12 protein-coding genes and 1 riboswitch are annotated in these 15,518 nt (G+C 55.8%); of the genes, 7 read left to right on the forward strand and 5 right to left on the reverse strand.

What is annotated here, in order from left to right; genetic code table 11:
- Positions 1-324 precede the first annotated feature (324 nt).
- The 4 genes from ACSVHP_RS17125 (at position 325) to ACSVHP_RS17140 (ending at position 5,312) form a co-directional block, all read left to right on the forward strand.
- Positions 325-900: a fimbrial-like protein gene (locus tag ACSVHP_RS17125; RefSeq protein WP_417315290.1), complete on the forward strand. Its 576-nt coding sequence runs from the start codon at positions 325-327 to the stop codon at positions 898-900.
- A gap of 87 nt (positions 901-987) precedes the next feature.
- A complete protein-coding gene (locus ACSVHP_RS17130) occupies positions 988-3,507 on the forward strand; it encodes a fimbria/pilus outer membrane usher protein (RefSeq protein WP_447552531.1) in 2,520 nt (839 codons plus the stop codon).
- 15 nt (positions 3,508-3,522) lie between these two features.
- Positions 3,523-4,257, forward strand: a complete 735-nt coding sequence (locus ACSVHP_RS17135) for a fimbrial biogenesis chaperone (protein ID WP_447552532.1) — start codon at positions 3,523-3,525, stop codon at positions 4,255-4,257.
- Between the two features lie 2 nt (positions 4,258-4,259).
- Positions 4,260-5,312, forward strand: coding sequence for a pilus assembly protein (locus ACSVHP_RS17140; protein WP_447552533.1), 1,053 nt, complete (start codon positions 4,260-4,262; stop codon positions 5,310-5,312).
- 55 nt (positions 5,313-5,367) lie between these two features.
- On the opposite strand, the gene ribB is transcribed toward ACSVHP_RS17140, so the two are convergent.
- The gene (ribB, locus tag ACSVHP_RS17145) at positions 5,368-6,021 is read right to left on the reverse strand and encodes a 3,4-dihydroxy-2-butanone-4-phosphate synthase (RefSeq protein WP_234674320.1); all 654 of its coding nucleotides are present in this window, start codon (positions 6,019-6,021) and stop codon (positions 5,368-5,370) included.
- Positions 6,022-6,127: 106 nt separating this feature from the next.
- Positions 6,128-6,278, reverse strand: a riboswitch (FMN riboswitch).
- A gap of 121 nt (positions 6,279-6,399) precedes the next feature.
- On the opposite strand from ribB, the gene ubiK reads away from it, so the two are divergent.
- Positions 6,400-6,696 (forward strand): ubiquinone biosynthesis accessory factor UbiK, encoded by a 297-nt coding sequence (gene ubiK / locus ACSVHP_RS17150; RefSeq protein ID WP_417315297.1) that lies wholly within the window; start codon positions 6,400-6,402, stop codon positions 6,694-6,696.
- 76 nt (positions 6,697-6,772) lie between these two features.
- On the opposite strand, the gene hldE is transcribed toward ubiK, so the two are convergent.
- From hldE to ACSVHP_RS17165, 3 genes are read right to left on the reverse strand one after another with little or no spacing between them, the layout of a single operon-like run.
- The gene (gene hldE, locus ACSVHP_RS17155) at positions 6,773-8,203 is read right to left on the reverse strand and encodes a bifunctional D-glycero-beta-D-manno-heptose-7-phosphate kinase/D-glycero-beta-D-manno-heptose 1-phosphate adenylyltransferase HldE (protein WP_447552535.1); all 1,431 of its coding nucleotides are present in this window, start codon (positions 8,201-8,203) and stop codon (positions 6,773-6,775) included.
- A gap of 40 nt (positions 8,204-8,243) precedes the next feature.
- The gene (gene glnE / locus ACSVHP_RS17160) at positions 8,244-11,099 is read right to left on the reverse strand and encodes a bifunctional [glutamate--ammonia ligase]-adenylyl-L-tyrosine phosphorylase/[glutamate--ammonia-ligase] adenylyltransferase (RefSeq protein WP_447552536.1); all 2,856 of its coding nucleotides are present in this window, start codon (positions 11,097-11,099) and stop codon (positions 8,244-8,246) included.
- 21 nt (positions 11,100-11,120) lie between these two features.
- A complete protein-coding gene (locus ACSVHP_RS17165; RefSeq protein ID WP_447552537.1) occupies positions 11,121-12,422 on the reverse strand; it encodes a CYTH domain-containing protein in 1,302 nt (433 codons plus the stop codon).
- A gap of 237 nt (positions 12,423-12,659) precedes the next feature.
- On the opposite strand from ACSVHP_RS17165, the gene ACSVHP_RS17170 reads away from it, so the two are divergent.
- Together ACSVHP_RS17170 and ACSVHP_RS17175 are read left to right on the forward strand one after the other, a co-directional pair.
- A complete protein-coding gene (locus tag ACSVHP_RS17170) occupies positions 12,660-13,280 on the forward strand; it encodes a TIGR04211 family SH3 domain-containing protein (RefSeq protein ID WP_234674315.1) in 621 nt (206 codons plus the stop codon).
- A gap of 62 nt (positions 13,281-13,342) precedes the next feature.
- The gene (locus tag ACSVHP_RS17175) at positions 13,343-14,584 is read left to right on the forward strand and encodes a multifunctional CCA addition/repair protein (RefSeq protein WP_447552539.1); all 1,242 of its coding nucleotides are present in this window, start codon (positions 13,343-13,345) and stop codon (positions 14,582-14,584) included.
- A gap of 10 nt (positions 14,585-14,594) precedes the next feature.
- Here ACSVHP_RS17175 and bacA read toward each other — a convergent pair whose 3' ends face one another.
- Positions 14,595-15,416: an undecaprenyl-diphosphate phosphatase gene (gene bacA / locus ACSVHP_RS17180; RefSeq protein WP_234674313.1), complete on the reverse strand. Its 822-nt coding sequence runs from the start codon at positions 15,414-15,416 to the stop codon at positions 14,595-14,597.
- Positions 15,417-15,518 lie beyond the last annotated feature (102 nt).

Genomic DNA, 15,518 nt, shown 5'->3' on the forward strand with positions numbered 1-15,518 from the left:
AAGCAATGTTCTTTATTATAAAAAACATATCATTCACTTGAGTGATAATATTATATTCCTGCAAGTATCATTCCGGATAATTTATTCCCCCTTCTGTTGGCGCGGACAGGTCAAAATTCGATTAAAAAACCCGCTTTCAATATGCCACCTAAATTCTTTCAAATAAAATAAAAGTTAGTTTAATTAAAGCTAAAATGCATTATTTTATCCAGAATGGTAAATTCTGTTACGCTGCATTATTTAACAAAAATTTTAAAATCATCCTAAAGATAGTTCACTGTTAACGCAATACATATTTAAAGCTGATTATAAAGGATTATATTAATGCGAAATAACACTGTTTTAGCATACCTCACCGCGGCCATTATATCCGGAACTGTCTGTAACGCTTTCGCTGCTGACGATCAGGGGGCTGGTACTATAACCTTTACCGGCAACATCATTAGTGCGCCTTGCTCCATTGCTTCAAGCGATCTCAATCAGACCGTCGAACTGGGCAATGTTTCTGACAGCATTATTAAGAGCGGCAACACCTCTTCCCCGGTTGATTTCAGCATCCATCTTCAGGACTGTATTTTATCCACCCGGAGCGGCGAAAGCACGACCACAATCGATAAGGTCAAAGTGACTTTCACCTCTTCAGCTACAAACACCACCGACACTAGCCTGATGAAAAACTCGCTAGAGGGTAGCCTGGGCGGCGCAACGGGCGTGGGCGTGCGTCTGCTCGACAGCAACAGCAAAAACGTGACGCTGGGCACCCCTGTTGCAGTGAATTTTGCCAACACTAACGCTAACCAGGAATTGAATTTTAAAGCACGTATGGAAACAGTAGCGGGCAGCACTGTCACGCCGGGCGCCGTACAGGCGCAGGCAAATTACGTTTTAGATTATAAATAATCCTTTTACGCACTTGCTTTCGTTTTACATTCAGTCAGCGCAAATTGTCGACAGAATGAGAAAGGATTGTTAAAAGGAATGGATTCCATGCTTATATTATCTAAAAATTTCTCCAACACCCCGCCCGTTTTAATAAAACGTTGCCTGTCTGCGTTTATTTTTACGTTTACACTCCCACTTTCCGTAGCGGCTGTTGAATTCAACGTTGATATGATTGATGTGGAAGATCGCGATAATATTGATATTTCCCGATTCGAAAAGAAAGGTCATATCACGCCCGGTAATTACCTTGTCAGGGTTCAAATAAATAAAAACACGTTGCCTGCACCGATCGCCATGACGTGGTTTGCCGCTGATAATGAATATGGCTCGCGGCTTTGCTTAACGCGGAAACATCTCATTCAATTTGGGCTTAACGACGATTTTATCAATGGTCTTAAGGCGTTAGAGGGTAGCGACTGCCTGGATCTTAGCGCTAATACTGAGCTGACCTGGTCGCTGAACAAAGCCAATATGGTGTTGCAGATCGTCGTGCCGCAGGCATGGATGAAATATCAGGCGCAAAACTGGACGTCACCAGAGTACTGGGATGAAGGCGTAACGGGAATGCTGCTGGATTACAACGTCTATGCCAGTCAGTATAACCCCGACAGCGGAAACACCAGCCAGAACGTCAGCGCCTACGGTACGCTGGGTTTTAACCTCGGTGCGTGGCGGCTGCGCTCCGATTTTCAGCACAACCAAAACTTCATCAACGGCCAGTCTGTCTATGCTGACAGCAGCCTGCCAAGAACCTGGCTCTATCGCCCTATCCCTTCGCTGGCGGCTAAGCTGTCGATGGGGCAATACAATCTGAGTTCGGACATTTTCGATACGTTCCAGTTTACCGGCGCCTCTCTGGAAAGTGACGAAAGTATGCTGCCGCCAGATTTAAAAGGGTACGCCCCACAAATCACCGGTATCGCGGAAACCAACGCCAAAGTCACCGTGTCCCAGTCCGGTCGCGTTCTCTATCAAACCAACGTCCCACCCGGCCCGTTCGTCCTGTCCGATCTTGGTGAAACCTATCAAGGTCAGCTGGATGTCGAGGTAGAAGAGGAAGACGGGCGTAAAAGCACCTTCCAGGTGGGCTCTGCCTCGGTTCCTTATCTCACCCGAAAAGGTCAGGTTCGCTACAAAACATCGGTGGGTAAGCCAGGCACCTCGGGCAGAAATAATCTGGTAGACCCGCTTTTCTGGACGGGGGAAGCCTCCTGGGGCTGGCTCAGCAACGTTTCTCTTTACGGAGGGGCACTGCTGACCGTCGAAGATTATCAGTCCTTAACCTCAGGCGTAGGTTTTAACCTTAACGCATTGGGCGCCCTGTCGGTCGATGCCACGGGGTCGCAGGCGCACCTGGGCCAGGAGAGCGAAAAGCAGCGCGGATTTAGCTACCGGGCAAACTACGCGCGGCGCTTTGAGTCCACCGGCAGCCAGATCAGTTTCTCCGGGTATCGCTTCTCCGATGAAAACTATGTCTCCATGAATGAGTATCTGGCCTCACGCAGCGGTAGTTCTTCGCAGAACAATGAGAAGGAGAGCTACGTGCTCTCCTTTAACCAGTACGTTGATGCGCTGGCCCTGAATACCTATCTGAACATCGCGCGCAATACCTACTGGGATGCCAGGAGCAGTACCTACTACTCGCTATCGCTCAGTCGGAGTTTTGATATAGGTCGCCTCCGGGGACTCTCTACGTCCCTGTCGCTCAGCCGCGTTCACTGGAATAACGAGGATGAAAATCAGCTCTACTTTTCGTTCAGCCTGCCGCTGGAGCCGGGTCGCAACCTGATGTACGGCTACCAGCGCTCGGGCAGTCACTCCCCTTCCCATATGGCCTCTTTCTACGACGTCACGGACAGGAACAACACCTGGAATTTATCGACAACGGCGACAGAGGATGACATGGGTAACGGCGAACCGTCCCTGCGCGCGGGTTTCCAGCACTACTCGCCGTATGGTCGCATGAGCGTCAACGGCAGCCTGCAACCCCATCATTACAACGCCGCTAACCTGGGATGGAACGGCTCATTCACCGCCACCCGTTTTGGTATGGCGCTGCACGATTACAGCCCGTCAGATGGCGCGCGCATGATGGTCGATGCGCAGGGCGTGCAGGGCATTGAGGTCAATAGCACCCGTTCGGTCACCAACAGCCAGGGGATCGCCGTTGTGCCTTCTCTTACCAGCTACTCCACCGCTACCGTTAGCGTAGACAGCAGCAAATTGCCTGAAGGGGTAGACATCACAACTCCGGTGCTCAGTACCACCCTCACTCAGGGTGCAATAGGTTATGCGCAGTTAAGCGCCACGAAGGGTTACCAGATCGTCGGCATTGTGCGCACGCAGGAGGGGAATGTTCCGCCGCTCGGTATTAGCGTCATCGAGGCGTCTTCCGGCAGGGAGGCAGGGATCGTTGCCGAGGAGGGGTTTGTATATCTTAGCGGTATTCAGGAAAACAGCACCTTGCGGCTCTCCTGGGCGGATAACACCTGTGAAATCACCCCGCCAAACCAGAGCAACATTCACGAAAGCGCCATTATTTTACCCTGTAAAACAGGACGTTAAATCAGGATGAATACTATGAAATTTCAACACCGTCTGGCCGGTCTGCTGTGTCTGATTTTTATCAGCAGCACCGCGTCAGCCATCGTTTCTCCAGACAGAACGCGCCTTATCTTTAATGCTTCCGATAAAAGCGTGTCGATGCGTCTGACCAACCAAAGCAAAAGCGATCCTTACCTTGCGCAGTCCTGGATTGAAGACAGCAGCGGCAAGAAAACGCGCAGCTTTATCTCCGTCATTCCTCCGATGCAGCGAATTGAGCCAGGCGAGCAGGCGCAGGTGCGGATGATGGCGCTGGCCGAACTGAATCAACTGCCCCAGGACAGAGAAACGCTGTTCTTCTACAACGTGCGCGAGATCCCGCCAAAAGCACAGGGAACCAACGTCATACAGATTGCCATGCAGAGCCGGTTGAAGCTTTTTTATCGTCCCGGAAACGTTGAGCTGAAATCAGGGGACGTAGTGCCGGTACAGAAGGTGCTGGTATCACGCACCGCCGGGGGAATGCGCATCAATAATCCGACGCCCTATTACATAACAATTGGCTATATCGGGATAAACGGAAAAACGCTGATGCCGGGTGCAGAGAGCGTCATGGTCGCTCCGTTCAGCCAGGCGGAGCAGCAGGTTAAAAACCTTCCGGCGCAGTTTCAGATTGGATTTGTCACCGATTATGGCGGCCTGGCGATGTTCAAAATCAGCTGCAACGCGGTTGAGTCTGCCTGTAAAAATACGCCCGTTCAGAGAGGCTAAAAATGATTCACTTTCTTCGTGTGCTGGTTGTGTTGAGTGCGCTTATTGCCTGCCCGGCATTTGCAGTCAATTGCTACCATAACAATATAGGTGGCGAAACCAACGTCACGACAACGCTCCCCCCTTTCACTATCCCTGCGAACGCGAAACTGAGGCAAAAATTCTGGGAAACGCCCGACATCACGGTCACCGTTTACTGTGATAACGCGAAGAGCTGGGAGGAAAATAACGCCACTGAAAACATTCATGCCTGGATCATGCTTGCTGCGTTTAACAGCGAAAGCGTAATCAACAACCCTTATCTCACCTTCGGGGTGACCTACGCAGGCGTGGATCATGATATGGCCGGACAAGGTATTGACACAGGCGCCTGTCTGGACAGATACGACAACTTATATAAAGAGACCTGGCGTAGCCCTGGCTGTAACGGCAGTACCTTACAAAAGAACGTCACGTTTACTGTCACTTTTCGCCTTTACATCAAGCTGAAAGCGTTGCCTCCCTCAGCAGGGTATACCTGGGACTTTGGTTCGGTAAACGTGCTCCAGTTTGATGGAGCAGGCGGCGCAAACCTGTTGAAGGGAGCGAAAAATTTTCGCTATTACATTACCGGGTTAGACAACATTCACTTTCTTGACTGCGGGGTGAATATTAAAATTTTCCCGGAGAGCCAGATTGTGGATTTTGAGGAGATTAGCGATAACGCCTTCTTACGGGGACAGCGGATCAGGATGCCCTTTAGCATCTCAACGGTCCGTGATTTGGAGGCTGACTGTACGGAACAGTTCGACGTTACCACCAGCTTTTACACCACTGACGCGCTCTATAATGATACCCATCTTGATATGGGAAATGGTTTGCTGATGCGTATCACCGATACCGTTGCGGGAGATGTGATTTACAACAGCTACCAGCCTTTTGCTTCATACCAGAGCGGTGACAACGTGGTCGTCGTAACCCATGATTATCTGGCGGAGCTTACCCAAAAACCAGGCAGCGATCTGGTTCCCGGGCCTTTCAGCAAAGACCTTATTATCAAGATCAACTACCAGTAGGTTCTGACAGACACAAAAAAGCCGGGATTCACCCGGCTTTTTTATTTCAGCATTTTCAGCTGGCTTTGCGCTCGTGCGCCTGGCGGTACTCAACCAAATCTTCAATCGTGACGACCGGCATGTTGTGCAGACGGGCAAAGGTGACGCACTCCGGCGCGCGGGCCATCGTACCGTCATCGTTGGTCAGTTCACACAGCACACCCGCAGGTTTGAAGCCTGCCAGGGTCACCAGATCGATAGTCGCTTCGGTATGGCCACCGCGCGTCAGCACGCCACCCGCCTGCGCGCGCAGTGGGAAAACGTGGCCAGGACGGTGCAGATCGGAAGGTTTAGCATCATCAGCAATCGCAGCACGAACCGTGGTCAGACGGTCAGCGGCAGAAACACCGGTGGTAACGCCGTGCGCCGCTTCGATGGTCACGGTAAACCCGGTACCAAAGGCGCTGGTGTTGTTTTCAACCATCATCGGCAGGTCGAGCTGCTTACGACGGTCTTCGTTGATACACAGGCATACGATGCCGCTGCCGTGACGGATGGTCAGCGCCATCTGCTCAACGGTCATGTTCTCGGCGGCGAAAATCATGTCGCCTTCGTTTTCACGGTTTTCATCGTCAAGCACCATCACACCGCGGCCTTCGCGCAGTGCATCGAGTGCATGTTCAACACGTTGAGTTGAAGTGCCAAAAGAGGAAAGTAGCGTCTGATTCATGGTAAAAAAAACCTCATTAAAATTATGGTTACCAGAATCAGGGCAGTCTTAGGAGCGCCGTATGTGCGGCAAAAAAATAACGTGAGCGGGCCTCGCCCGACTGGATCGTTACTCTCTCCCATCCGGACTCTAACCGTCGGCCCCGGAATTACACCGGATCTGCTGACCTTTGAGTGTTCACTCAAAGCGCTCGCGGGCTTTCAGCATGACGCTGATTTACCGCCGGTGGGGAATTTCGCCCCGCCCTGAGAATAAGCGGGATAACTATAACGCTATTGATTAACCTGGGCAATGCATAAGCTTCAAACAATATTGGTTTATCCTGCGCGATGACGCGCTACAATGTTTATTAACATTGTTTCATCAAGGGAAGCCACAATGATCGACCCGAAGAAAATTGAGCAAATTGCGCGTCAGGTTCATGAGTCCATGCCAAAAGGCATTCGTGAGTTTGGTGATGACGTTGAAAAGAAAATCCGCCAGACGTTGCAGGCGCAGTTGGTCCGTCTGGATCTGGTCAGCCGTGAAGAGTTTGACGTGCAGACGCAGGTGCTGCTGCGCACCCGCGAAAAGCTGGCGCTGCTGGAACAGCGTCTGAGCGATCTGGAAAACCGTCAGGCGCCGGACGAAGTAAAACCGGCTCCGGCAATCCCACCGGTGGATGACCAGGAGTAAGAGCAGCCTGATGCCCTCACCCAGCCCTCTCCCACAGGGAGAGGGTGAAAAACGAACGGGCCAACTGGCCCGTTTTTTACTGACTGTCTTTCTGGATCTTCTTAATGATGTTGGTGGTTGAACACCCGTCCTCAAAGTTGAGCACCATCACTTCGCCGCCGTTGGCCCAGACCTCTTCGCTGCCCGCGATTTGTTCCGGCTTGTAATCTCCGCCTTTTACCAGCAGATCCGGCAAGATCCCCGCAATCAGGCGCTGCGGCGTATCTTCTTCAAACGCGACCACCCAGTCCACCGCCTCCAGCGCGCCGAGCACGATCATGCGCTGCTCAAGCGGGTTAACCGGACGCGTTTCGCCCTTCAGGCGCTTCGTAGAGGCATCGCTGTTCACCGCCACAATCAGGCGATCGCCAAGCTTGCGCGCATTCGCCAGATAGGAAACGTGGCCCGCGTGCAGAATGTCGAACACGCCGTTGGTCATCACGACCTTCTCGCCGCGCTTGCGCGCAGCGGCGACGGCCACCTTCAGCTCATCTTCGCTCATCACGCCAAAGCCGGTATCGGCGCGACCGCGCACCGCATTTTCCAGCTCGATAGGGGAAACGGTCGATGTTCCGAGCTTGCCAACCACCACGCCCGCCGCCGCGTTCGCAAAATAGCAGGCCTCTTCGAGGGAATTACCCGCCGCCAGCGTTGCCGCCAGCACGCCGATAACCGTGTCTCCCGCACCCGTCACGTCGTACACTTCCTGCGCCTGGGTTGGCATATGCAGCGGGGCTTTACCCGGCTGGATCAGGGTCATACCCTGCTCGGAGCGGGTCACCAGCAGCGCTGACAGCTCGAAGTCGGCGATGATCTTCATGCCGCGCTCAACGATTTCCGCTTCGGTTTTGCACTTGCCCGCCACCGCCTCAAACTCAGAGAGGTTCGGCGTCAGGAGCGTAGCGCCACGGTAGCGCTCAAAATCGGTGCCTTTCGGGTCGATCAGCACGGGTACATTGGCTTTACGCGCCAGCTGAATCATGGTCTGCACGCTTGCCAGCGCGCCTTTCGCGTAGTCAGACAGCACCAGCGCGCCGATATTGCCCAGCGCCTGGCTGATGCGCTCGTGCAGCGGCTCAGGATCAACGCCTTCAAACCCCTCTTCGAAGTCGAGGCGGATCAGCTGCTGGTTGCGCGACAGCACGCGCAGCTTGGTGATCGTCGGGTGGGTTGGAACAGAAACGAAGTCGCACTTCACGTTCACGTCCGCCAGCGACTTGCTCAGCGCACGCGCCGCATCGTCGATGCCGGTCAGGCCCACCAGACGCGAATGCGCGCCCAGAGAGGCAATGTTCATCGCCACGTTTGCCGCGCCGCCGGGACGCTCTTCAATGGTATCGACCTTGACCACCGGAACGGGTGCTTCCGGGGAGATGCGGCTGGTCGGCCCATACCAGTAGCGATCCAGCATCACATCACCGACAACCATAACCCCAGCACGTTCAAACTCTGGCAGTGTTACTTTCATTCCTGACTCCAGAAAGATTCACAATTTGCGCGCGATAATATCACACTTGTTTTGTTACGCACGGTTCCACCAGCCACTTCTGCCAGCTGGCGGTGACCCGGGCGCGTTCCTGCGCGAAACAGTCCAGCGCCACGTGGCCCGGCTGTTCCTGTAGCGCCAGATGGTGCAGCTCGTCACGCAGCGTGGTGTAGGCGCGAGTTAAGGCCATCGCCTCCTGCTCGTCCATAATGTCGTTTTGCGCCAGCAGTTCCAGAATGCGCACGTTATCAGACCAGCGCGTCAGCTTCGGCTTGTCGTGTGCGTGGAGCAGCACCAGATACTGGGTAATAAACTCAATATCGGTAATACCGCCCTCGTCGGCTTTGATATCAAAACGATCCCGGTGCTTGTTGCCTAAATGCGAGCGCATTTTCTCGCGCATCTCGCGCACTTCCGTTTGCAGCGTCGCGCCGTCGCGCAGGGTGGTCATCACGTCGCGCCTAATCGCGTCGAACTGCACGTTAAGCTGCGGATCGCCGTAGACCACGCGAGCGCGCACCAGCGCCTGATGCTCCCACGTCCAGGCTTCGTTCTTCTGATAATCGGCGAAGGACTCCGTGGAGGTGACCAACATGCCCGCCGCGCCGGACGGACGCAGGCGCGCGTCCACCTCATACAAAATACCCGACGAGGTGCGGGTGCTGAACAGGTGCATGATGCGCTGCGCCAGGCGCAGATAGAACTGACGCCCGTCGATTTCCCGCTCGCCGTCGGTCATCACGTCGACCGGGCAGTCGTGCAGGAAGATCAAATCGAGATCCGAGCTATAGCCCAGCTCCCAGCCGCCGAGCTTGCCGTAACCAACCACCGCAAACCCGCGCCCTTCGCGTTCGGCCAGATGTTTCGGCTGGCCGTAGCGCGCCACCATCTGCACCCACGCCTGATGCACTACTGCGTCGATCATCGCTTCTGCAAGCCAGGTTAAGTGATCGCTCACTTTCATTACCGGCAGCGTGCCGGCGATATCCGCCGCCGCCACGCGCAGCATCTGCGCCTGCTTAAACTGGCGCAGCGCTTCAAGCTGTTGCTCTTCGTCCTCTTCCGGCACGCGCAGCAGATACTGGCGCAGCTCGTCGCGGTAGGCGTCGGTCGCCGTGGGCTGATAGAGGGTGTTCGGATCGAGGAGTTCGTCCAGCAGCAGCGGATAGCGCGCCAGCTTGTTGGCAACCATCGGCGACGCCGCGCAGAGGGAGATCAGGTGTTTGAGCGCGCCGGGGAATTCGCTCAGCAGCTCCAGATAGGTGGTCCGCGTGATAATCCCGCTCAGCAGCGGCATCATGCGCGACAGCGGCACCGGGGCGTCCGCGCGGGAGCAGACGTCGCTCAGCAGATGCGGCATCAGATGATCCAGCACCTGACGGCCGCGCGGGCCAATGGCGCGCTTGTTCAGCTCCAGACGGAAATCAGCAATCAGCGCCACCACGCGATGGCGGTCGTCGTCGCTCAAGTGCGTCAGCACTGGCGTGGTGTCGTCTTCCTGGAGCGCATCCTGCCACAGCTCGCGCCAGTGCTCGGACAGGTTATCGTCCTGGGATTCGCTCTCATCGTCGCCGATCAGGTCGTTAAAGATCCGCCGCACGCCCGCCATATGCACGTCGAGCCGTTCGGTCAGCGTCGCCCAGTCGTCCACGCGCATCCCCCACGCCAGACGGGCGCGGTTGAGATCGTCCCCCGGCAGGGTCTGGGTTTGTTCGTCATTAATACTTTGCAGCAGGTTCTCCAGACGACGCAGGAACAGGTAGGCGTCGCGCAGCGTCTGCGCGTCCTGCTCGGGCAGCAGGTGAAGCTGCTCGATAGCGGTAAGGGTTGGCAGCAGCGAACGGGATTGCAGGGACGGCTCGCGTCCGCCGCGGATCAGCTGGAAAACCTGAACGATAAATTCGATTTCGCGAATGCCGCCCGCGCCGAGCTTAATATTGTCCTTCAGGCCACGGCGGCGCACCTCGCGGGCGATCATCCCTTTCATGTTACGCAGGGACTGGATCACGCTGAAGTCGATATAGCGGCGGAAGACGAACGGGCGCAGCATGGCGCGCAGTTCGTTAGCGTACACGTCGTCGCTGTCGCCCATGATCCGCGCCTTGACCATCGCGTAGCGTTCCCAGTCGCGCCCCTGCTCCTGGTAGTAATCTTCCAGCGCGGCAAAGCTCAGCACCAGCGGGCCGCTGTCGCCGAACGGGCGCAGACGCATGTCCACGCGATAGACAAAACCGTCCTGCGTCGGCTGATCCAGCGCCTTGATCAGCCGCTGCCCCAGGCGGGTAAAGAACTGGGCGTTGTCCAGCTCGCGTCGCCCGCCGCGGGTAGAGCCTTTTTCCGGCCAGGCAAAAATCAGATCGATATCGGAGGAGAAATTGAGTTCCCCGCCGCCAAGCTTGCCCATTCCCAGAATCAACAGCGGTTGAGGAACCCCCTCTTCGCTGCACGGCGTCCCCCACTCTTTACAGCAGGCGGCGTAGAGCCAGTCGCGCGCGGCGACAATCAGCGTCTGCGCCAGCTCGCTGAGCTGCTGCAAGGTGCTCTCTTCCGTTACCAGCTCCAGCGCCTGCGCCCAGGCAATGCGCACCATCACCCGACGGCGGAACTGGCGCAGCTCGCGCATCAACGTGGCTTCATCGGCCACCTCGTCAAGCGATGCCCGCAGCCAGCTGGCGTAATGCCGCCATTCGTCGGCCTGCGGCGGGGCGCTTTCCAGCTCCGCCAGCCAGTCAGGATTCGCCGCCACGCTTTCTTGCACAAAATCACTGAAAGTGAGCACGCTTTTCGCCTGCTCGCTTAAGGATGACGCCGGTAATGACTCAGGCAGACGTTCGCAAACGGTCTGCCACTGCTGCTGTAACTGCAAAGAGAGCGGCATTGTAGGGGTTCCTTGCCAGAATTAACGTTTTCCGCTGTGCAGCCAGAAAGGCTCCTGCGAAATGGCCTCGTTTCGGAAATGCTCAATTTCAATATGCTGGCGGGTTTCGATGGCGTGCTTCAGCCCCTGCCAGTTTTCCAGCCAGGCCTGCGCCTTCACCTCGTCGTACGCGCCGGAGAGCAGCACCATGCTGTCGATATTACGCGCCAGACGCGGCAGCTGGTCGGCGTACTGATCGCCCAGCGGGTAAGCAAAGGTGGTTTTCAGCTCGGCGGCATGGCGTGACAGGTGAATATCGGCAAAGCGCTTGAAGGATTCGCCGATTTTGGTCTGGGCTTTTGCGTCGAGGAAGGCGCGCCAGCCTCGGGTCACCAGAAACTCGGTTAACGCCAGTTTTGCTGTGGCGGACTGCGGGCTGTAGATAGCGGTCTGGGCAGAGACGTCGGAGATCATTAGCGCTTCGGTCTGCACCAGAAGATCACGTAAGTGAGTACTCGCTTTACGTGGAACGATACCGCCGAAAAGGGCCAAAGTATGACGCACCAGGCCAATCGCTTCCTGCACGCTGGTTTTCGCGTTTTTCACGCCGCGCGCCCACAGCTCTTCGTGGTAGAGCCACTGGGACAGCGCCAGCTCCAGCGAGGCTTCCAGGCCCTGTTCAACGCTGGCCTTCGGCGCAACGTGAAGGATGGTGGTCGGTTTCAGCACGCGCGGCGCATTCCCGGCGGCGAGGTGATATCCACGCGCCGCTTTGCTCAGGCTGCCCTGACGTAAGCCGGACTGATTCACCAGCTTGCGCGCCAGCTTCAGCACGTCCTCGGCATCGCCTTCGAGCAGTTCAAGCTCCAGCTCGCAAATAGGTTCCTGATACTCTCCCGCCTTGACCTCGCCCAGATCGAGGGCGATTTCAATACGGCTTTTCCCTTCATTCACCAGCCATTTTTCACGCAGGAAATCGGTGCTGAATAAAGGCTGCACCTGCGCGCTAAGATCGTCAGGCAATTTGCCCTCCGGCCATGCTTCAGCCGGGAAACGATCCAGCTCCAGCTCAGGTTTAGCAATGTCGATGTTGTATTCCGGACGCTGATGCAACCCGCCGACCACGCGGCCCGCAATTTTCATCGTCATCTCATAACGACCGCTCGCCCCACGGATGCGCAGCCCCATGTCGTGACGACGCAGCCAGTTTTCCGGCGTTTCGTAATAGATATTCAGCAGCTGTTCCGGGTCAGAATGTTCACCGGAGAGCTGATGCAGGTGCTGACGCAGGGCATCAACGCTGTCTTTTTCGACGATAAATTTTAATTCAATCTCTTGAGCCATAGCCTTGTACTTTCGGTTGCGTCACAGCGGAAACAATTAAGGCGAACTATCTCGCCACATTCTTGTCAGTACATAGTATTTTGCGCCAAATTGCCACGCAATGAGCAATTTGACGGGCGTAAAAGTTTGAAGCAGTGATTATCAGGACACAGACGATTCCGATTGATGATGAATCCTTTGCGTAGAGACACTGATACCACTACTATCGTTCCACTTTTTATGAAAATAACGACTGATATGCTTAAATTACGCCTGATTGGACTCACTTTACTTGCTTTTAGCGCCGCAACGGCGGTCCACGCTGAAGAGAAACGCTACGTTTCTGATGAACTGAACACCTGGGTACGCAGCGGCCCCGGAGACAATTATCGCCTCGTGGGTACGGTAAATGCCGGCGAGGAAGTGGTTCTGTTACAGACCAACTCTGATACCAACTATGGCCAGGTTCGCGACAGCAGCGGCCGGACGTCCTGGATCCCCCTGAAAGAGCTGAGCAACGTGCCTAGCCTGCGCACCCGCGTACCGGATCTGGAAAACCAGGTGAAAACCCTGACCGACAAGCTGAACAATATCGACACCACCTGGAACCAGCGCACGGCTGAAATGCAGCAGAAAGTGGCGCAGAGCGACAGCGTGATCAGCGGCCTGAAAGACGAGAATCAGAAGCTGAAAAACGAACTGATTGTCGCGCAGAAGAAGGTCAACGCCGCGAATCTGCAACTCGATGACAAACAGCGCACCATCATCATGCAGTGGCTAGTGTATGGCGGCGGCGTGCTGGGTGTGGGTCTGGTGATGGGCCTGGTGCTGCCGTTCATCATTCCAAGCCGCAAGCGTAAAGACCGCTGGATGAATTAATTCGTTTTCGATGCCAGACTTACGTACTATCTTGCGAAAAGAGAAAACGGGAGTGTGGTGTCGTGAAGAGTTATTTGGTCGGTGGTGCGGTTCGTGATGCGTTGTTAGGTCTGCCGGTCAAAGACAGAGACTGGGTGGTGGTCGGCGCCACCCCGGAAGAGATGCTCGACGCGGGCTACCAGCAGGTAGGCCGCGATTTTCCTGTTTTTCTGCATCCACAGAGCCGCGAAGAGTATGCCCTGGCGCGCACCGAGCGGAAATCTGGCTCCGGCTATACCGGTTTCACCTGCTACGCCGCGCCGGACGTGACGCTTGAACAAGATTTACTGCGCCGCGATCTGACGATCAACGCCCTGGCGCAAGACGAACAGGGCAACATCATCGACGCCTACGGCGGCCAGAACGATCTGCGCGACCGCCTTTTACGCCATGTGTCCCCTGCCTTTTCTGAAGATCCGCTGCGCGTGCTGCGCGTGGCGCGATTTGCCGCACGTTACGCCCATTTGAGCTTCCGCATCGCCGACGAAACGATGGCGCTGATGACCGCCATGACGGACGCGGGCGAGCTGGAGCACCTCACGCCAGAGCGGGTGTGGAAAGAGACAGAAAACGCCCTCACCACCCGCAATCCGCAGGTCTTTTTCCAGGTATTGCGCGACTGCGGTGCATTAAAGGTGCTGTTCCCGGAAGTGGACGCCCTGTTCGGCGTCCCCGCCCCGGCGAAGTGGCACCCGGAAATCGACACCGGCGTGCATACCCTGATGACGCTCAGCATGGCCGCGATGCTCAGCCCGGATGTGGACGTGCGTTTTTCCACGCTGTGTCACGATCTGGGCAAGGGGTTAACGCCAAAAGCGCTCTGGCCGCGCCACCACGGACACGGCCCGGCTGGCGTAAAGCTGGTCGAAGGATTGTGCCAGCGCCTGCGCGTGCCGAACGAGATCCGCGACCTTGCGAAACTGGTCGCCGAATTCCACGACCTGATCCACACCTTCCCGATCCTCAAACCGGCCACCATTGTGAAGCTGTTCGATAACATCGACGCCTGGCGTAAGCCGCAGCGCGTGGAGCAAATCGCGCTCACCAGCGAAGCGGACGTGCGCGGTCGCACCGGGTTTGAGGCCAGCGATTATCCGCAGGGGCGTTTGCTGCAGGAAGCCTGGCTGGTTGCAAAAGCGGTGCCGACTAAAGCGGTCGTAGAGGCGGGCTTTAAAGGGCCGGAGATTAGGGAAGAGATGACAAAACGTCGAATTGATGCCGTTGCGGCCTGGAAGGAAACGCGTTGCCCTCAGCCCAAAGACTGAGGGCCGTTTTTCAGAAGAAGACCACGTAAACCGCTGCCGCCACGATAAAGCGGTAGATCGCGAACGGGATAAACGAGATCCGTTTGATCAGTTGCAGGAAGGTTTTAATCGCAATCAGCGCCACGATGAAGGCGGTGATAAAGCCGACGGCAAACATTGGGATATCGCCTGCGGTCAGGAAGTGGTAGCTCTTATACACGTCGAGCACGGTGGCGCCCATCATCATCGGCACCGCCAGCAGGAACGAAAACTCTGACGCCGCATAGCGGCTCACGCCCATCAGCATCCCGCCTGAAATGGTTGCCCCGGAACGGGAGAAGCCCGGCCACAGCGCCAGACACTGGAAGCAGCCGATGATAAAGGCCTGGCGATAGGTCATATCGTCGAGGCCTTCCGCACGCGGGGTTTTCGGCTTCAGCATTTCCGCCGCAATCAGCAGGAAACCACCGACCACCAGCGCATACATCACGTTAATCGGGTTAAAGAGCGATTTGATGGCGTCGTGGAATACCAGCCCCAGCACCACCGCCGGGATCATCCCGAGCAGAATATGGATCAGCGAGAGGCGGCCTTTGCCTAAGCCCTCATGCTGCGGCGGGCGACCAAAATGGATCCCAATCAGCCCGAACAGACGACGCCAGAACATCACCACCACGGCCAGAATAGAGCCGAGCTGGATAACCACTTCAAACGTCTTTGCCGTATCGCCCTCAAAGCCCAGCAGGTGGCCCACGATAATCATATGGCCAGTGCTGGAAACGGGCAGAAACTCCGTCAATCCTTCGACCACACCCAGTATTGCCGCCACCAGCAGCGAGTGCATATCGCTCATCTATAAACCCCTAAAAAGATATAAAAAAAACGGCGTACCCAAAGGCCCCCGTGAAAGATACAGCTTTAAGACCGGTATATCCGAAAATGGTTTAGCTATTAT

It is taken from the genome of Enterobacter sp. 186315 (assembly GCF_053290175.1).

Bases quoted from the DNA above. Each gene is read 5' to 3' on its own strand.
- ACSVHP_RS17125 (WP_417315290.1), top strand. From the start codon at position 325: ATGCGAAATAACACTGTTTTAGCATACCTCACCGCGGCCATTATATCC.
- ACSVHP_RS17130 (WP_447552531.1), top strand. From the start codon at position 988: ATGCTTATATTATCTAAAAATTTCTCCAACACCCCGCCCGTTTTAATA.
- ACSVHP_RS17140 (WP_447552533.1), top strand. From the start codon at position 4,260: ATGATTCACTTTCTTCGTGTGCTGGTTGTGTTGAGTGCGCTTATTGCC.
- ubiK (WP_417315297.1), top strand. From the start codon at position 6,400: ATGATCGACCCGAAGAAAATTGAGCAAATTGCGCGTCAGGTTCATGAG.
- ACSVHP_RS17170 (WP_234674315.1), top strand. From the start codon at position 12,660: ATGCTTAAATTACGCCTGATTGGACTCACTTTACTTGCTTTTAGCGCC.
- ribB (WP_234674320.1), bottom strand. From the start codon at position 6,021: ATGAATCAGACGCTACTTTCCTCTTTTGGCACTTCAACTCAACGTGTT.
- bacA (WP_234674313.1), bottom strand. From the start codon at position 15,416: ATGAGCGATATGCACTCGCTGCTGGTGGCGGCAATACTGGGTGTGGTC.
- glnE (WP_447552536.1), bottom strand. From the start codon at position 11,099: ATGCCGCTCTCTTTGCAGTTACAGCAGCAGTGGCAGACCGTTTGCGAA.
- ACSVHP_RS17165 (WP_447552537.1), bottom strand. From the start codon at position 12,422: ATGGCTCAAGAGATTGAATTAAAATTTATCGTCGAAAAAGACAGCGTT.
- ACSVHP_RS17135 (WP_447552532.1), top strand. From the start codon at position 3,523: ATGAAATTTCAACACCGTCTGGCCGGTCTGCTGTGTCTGATTTTTATC.
- hldE (WP_447552535.1), bottom strand. From the start codon at position 8,203: ATGAAAGTAACACTGCCAGAGTTTGAACGTGCTGGGGTTATGGTTGTC.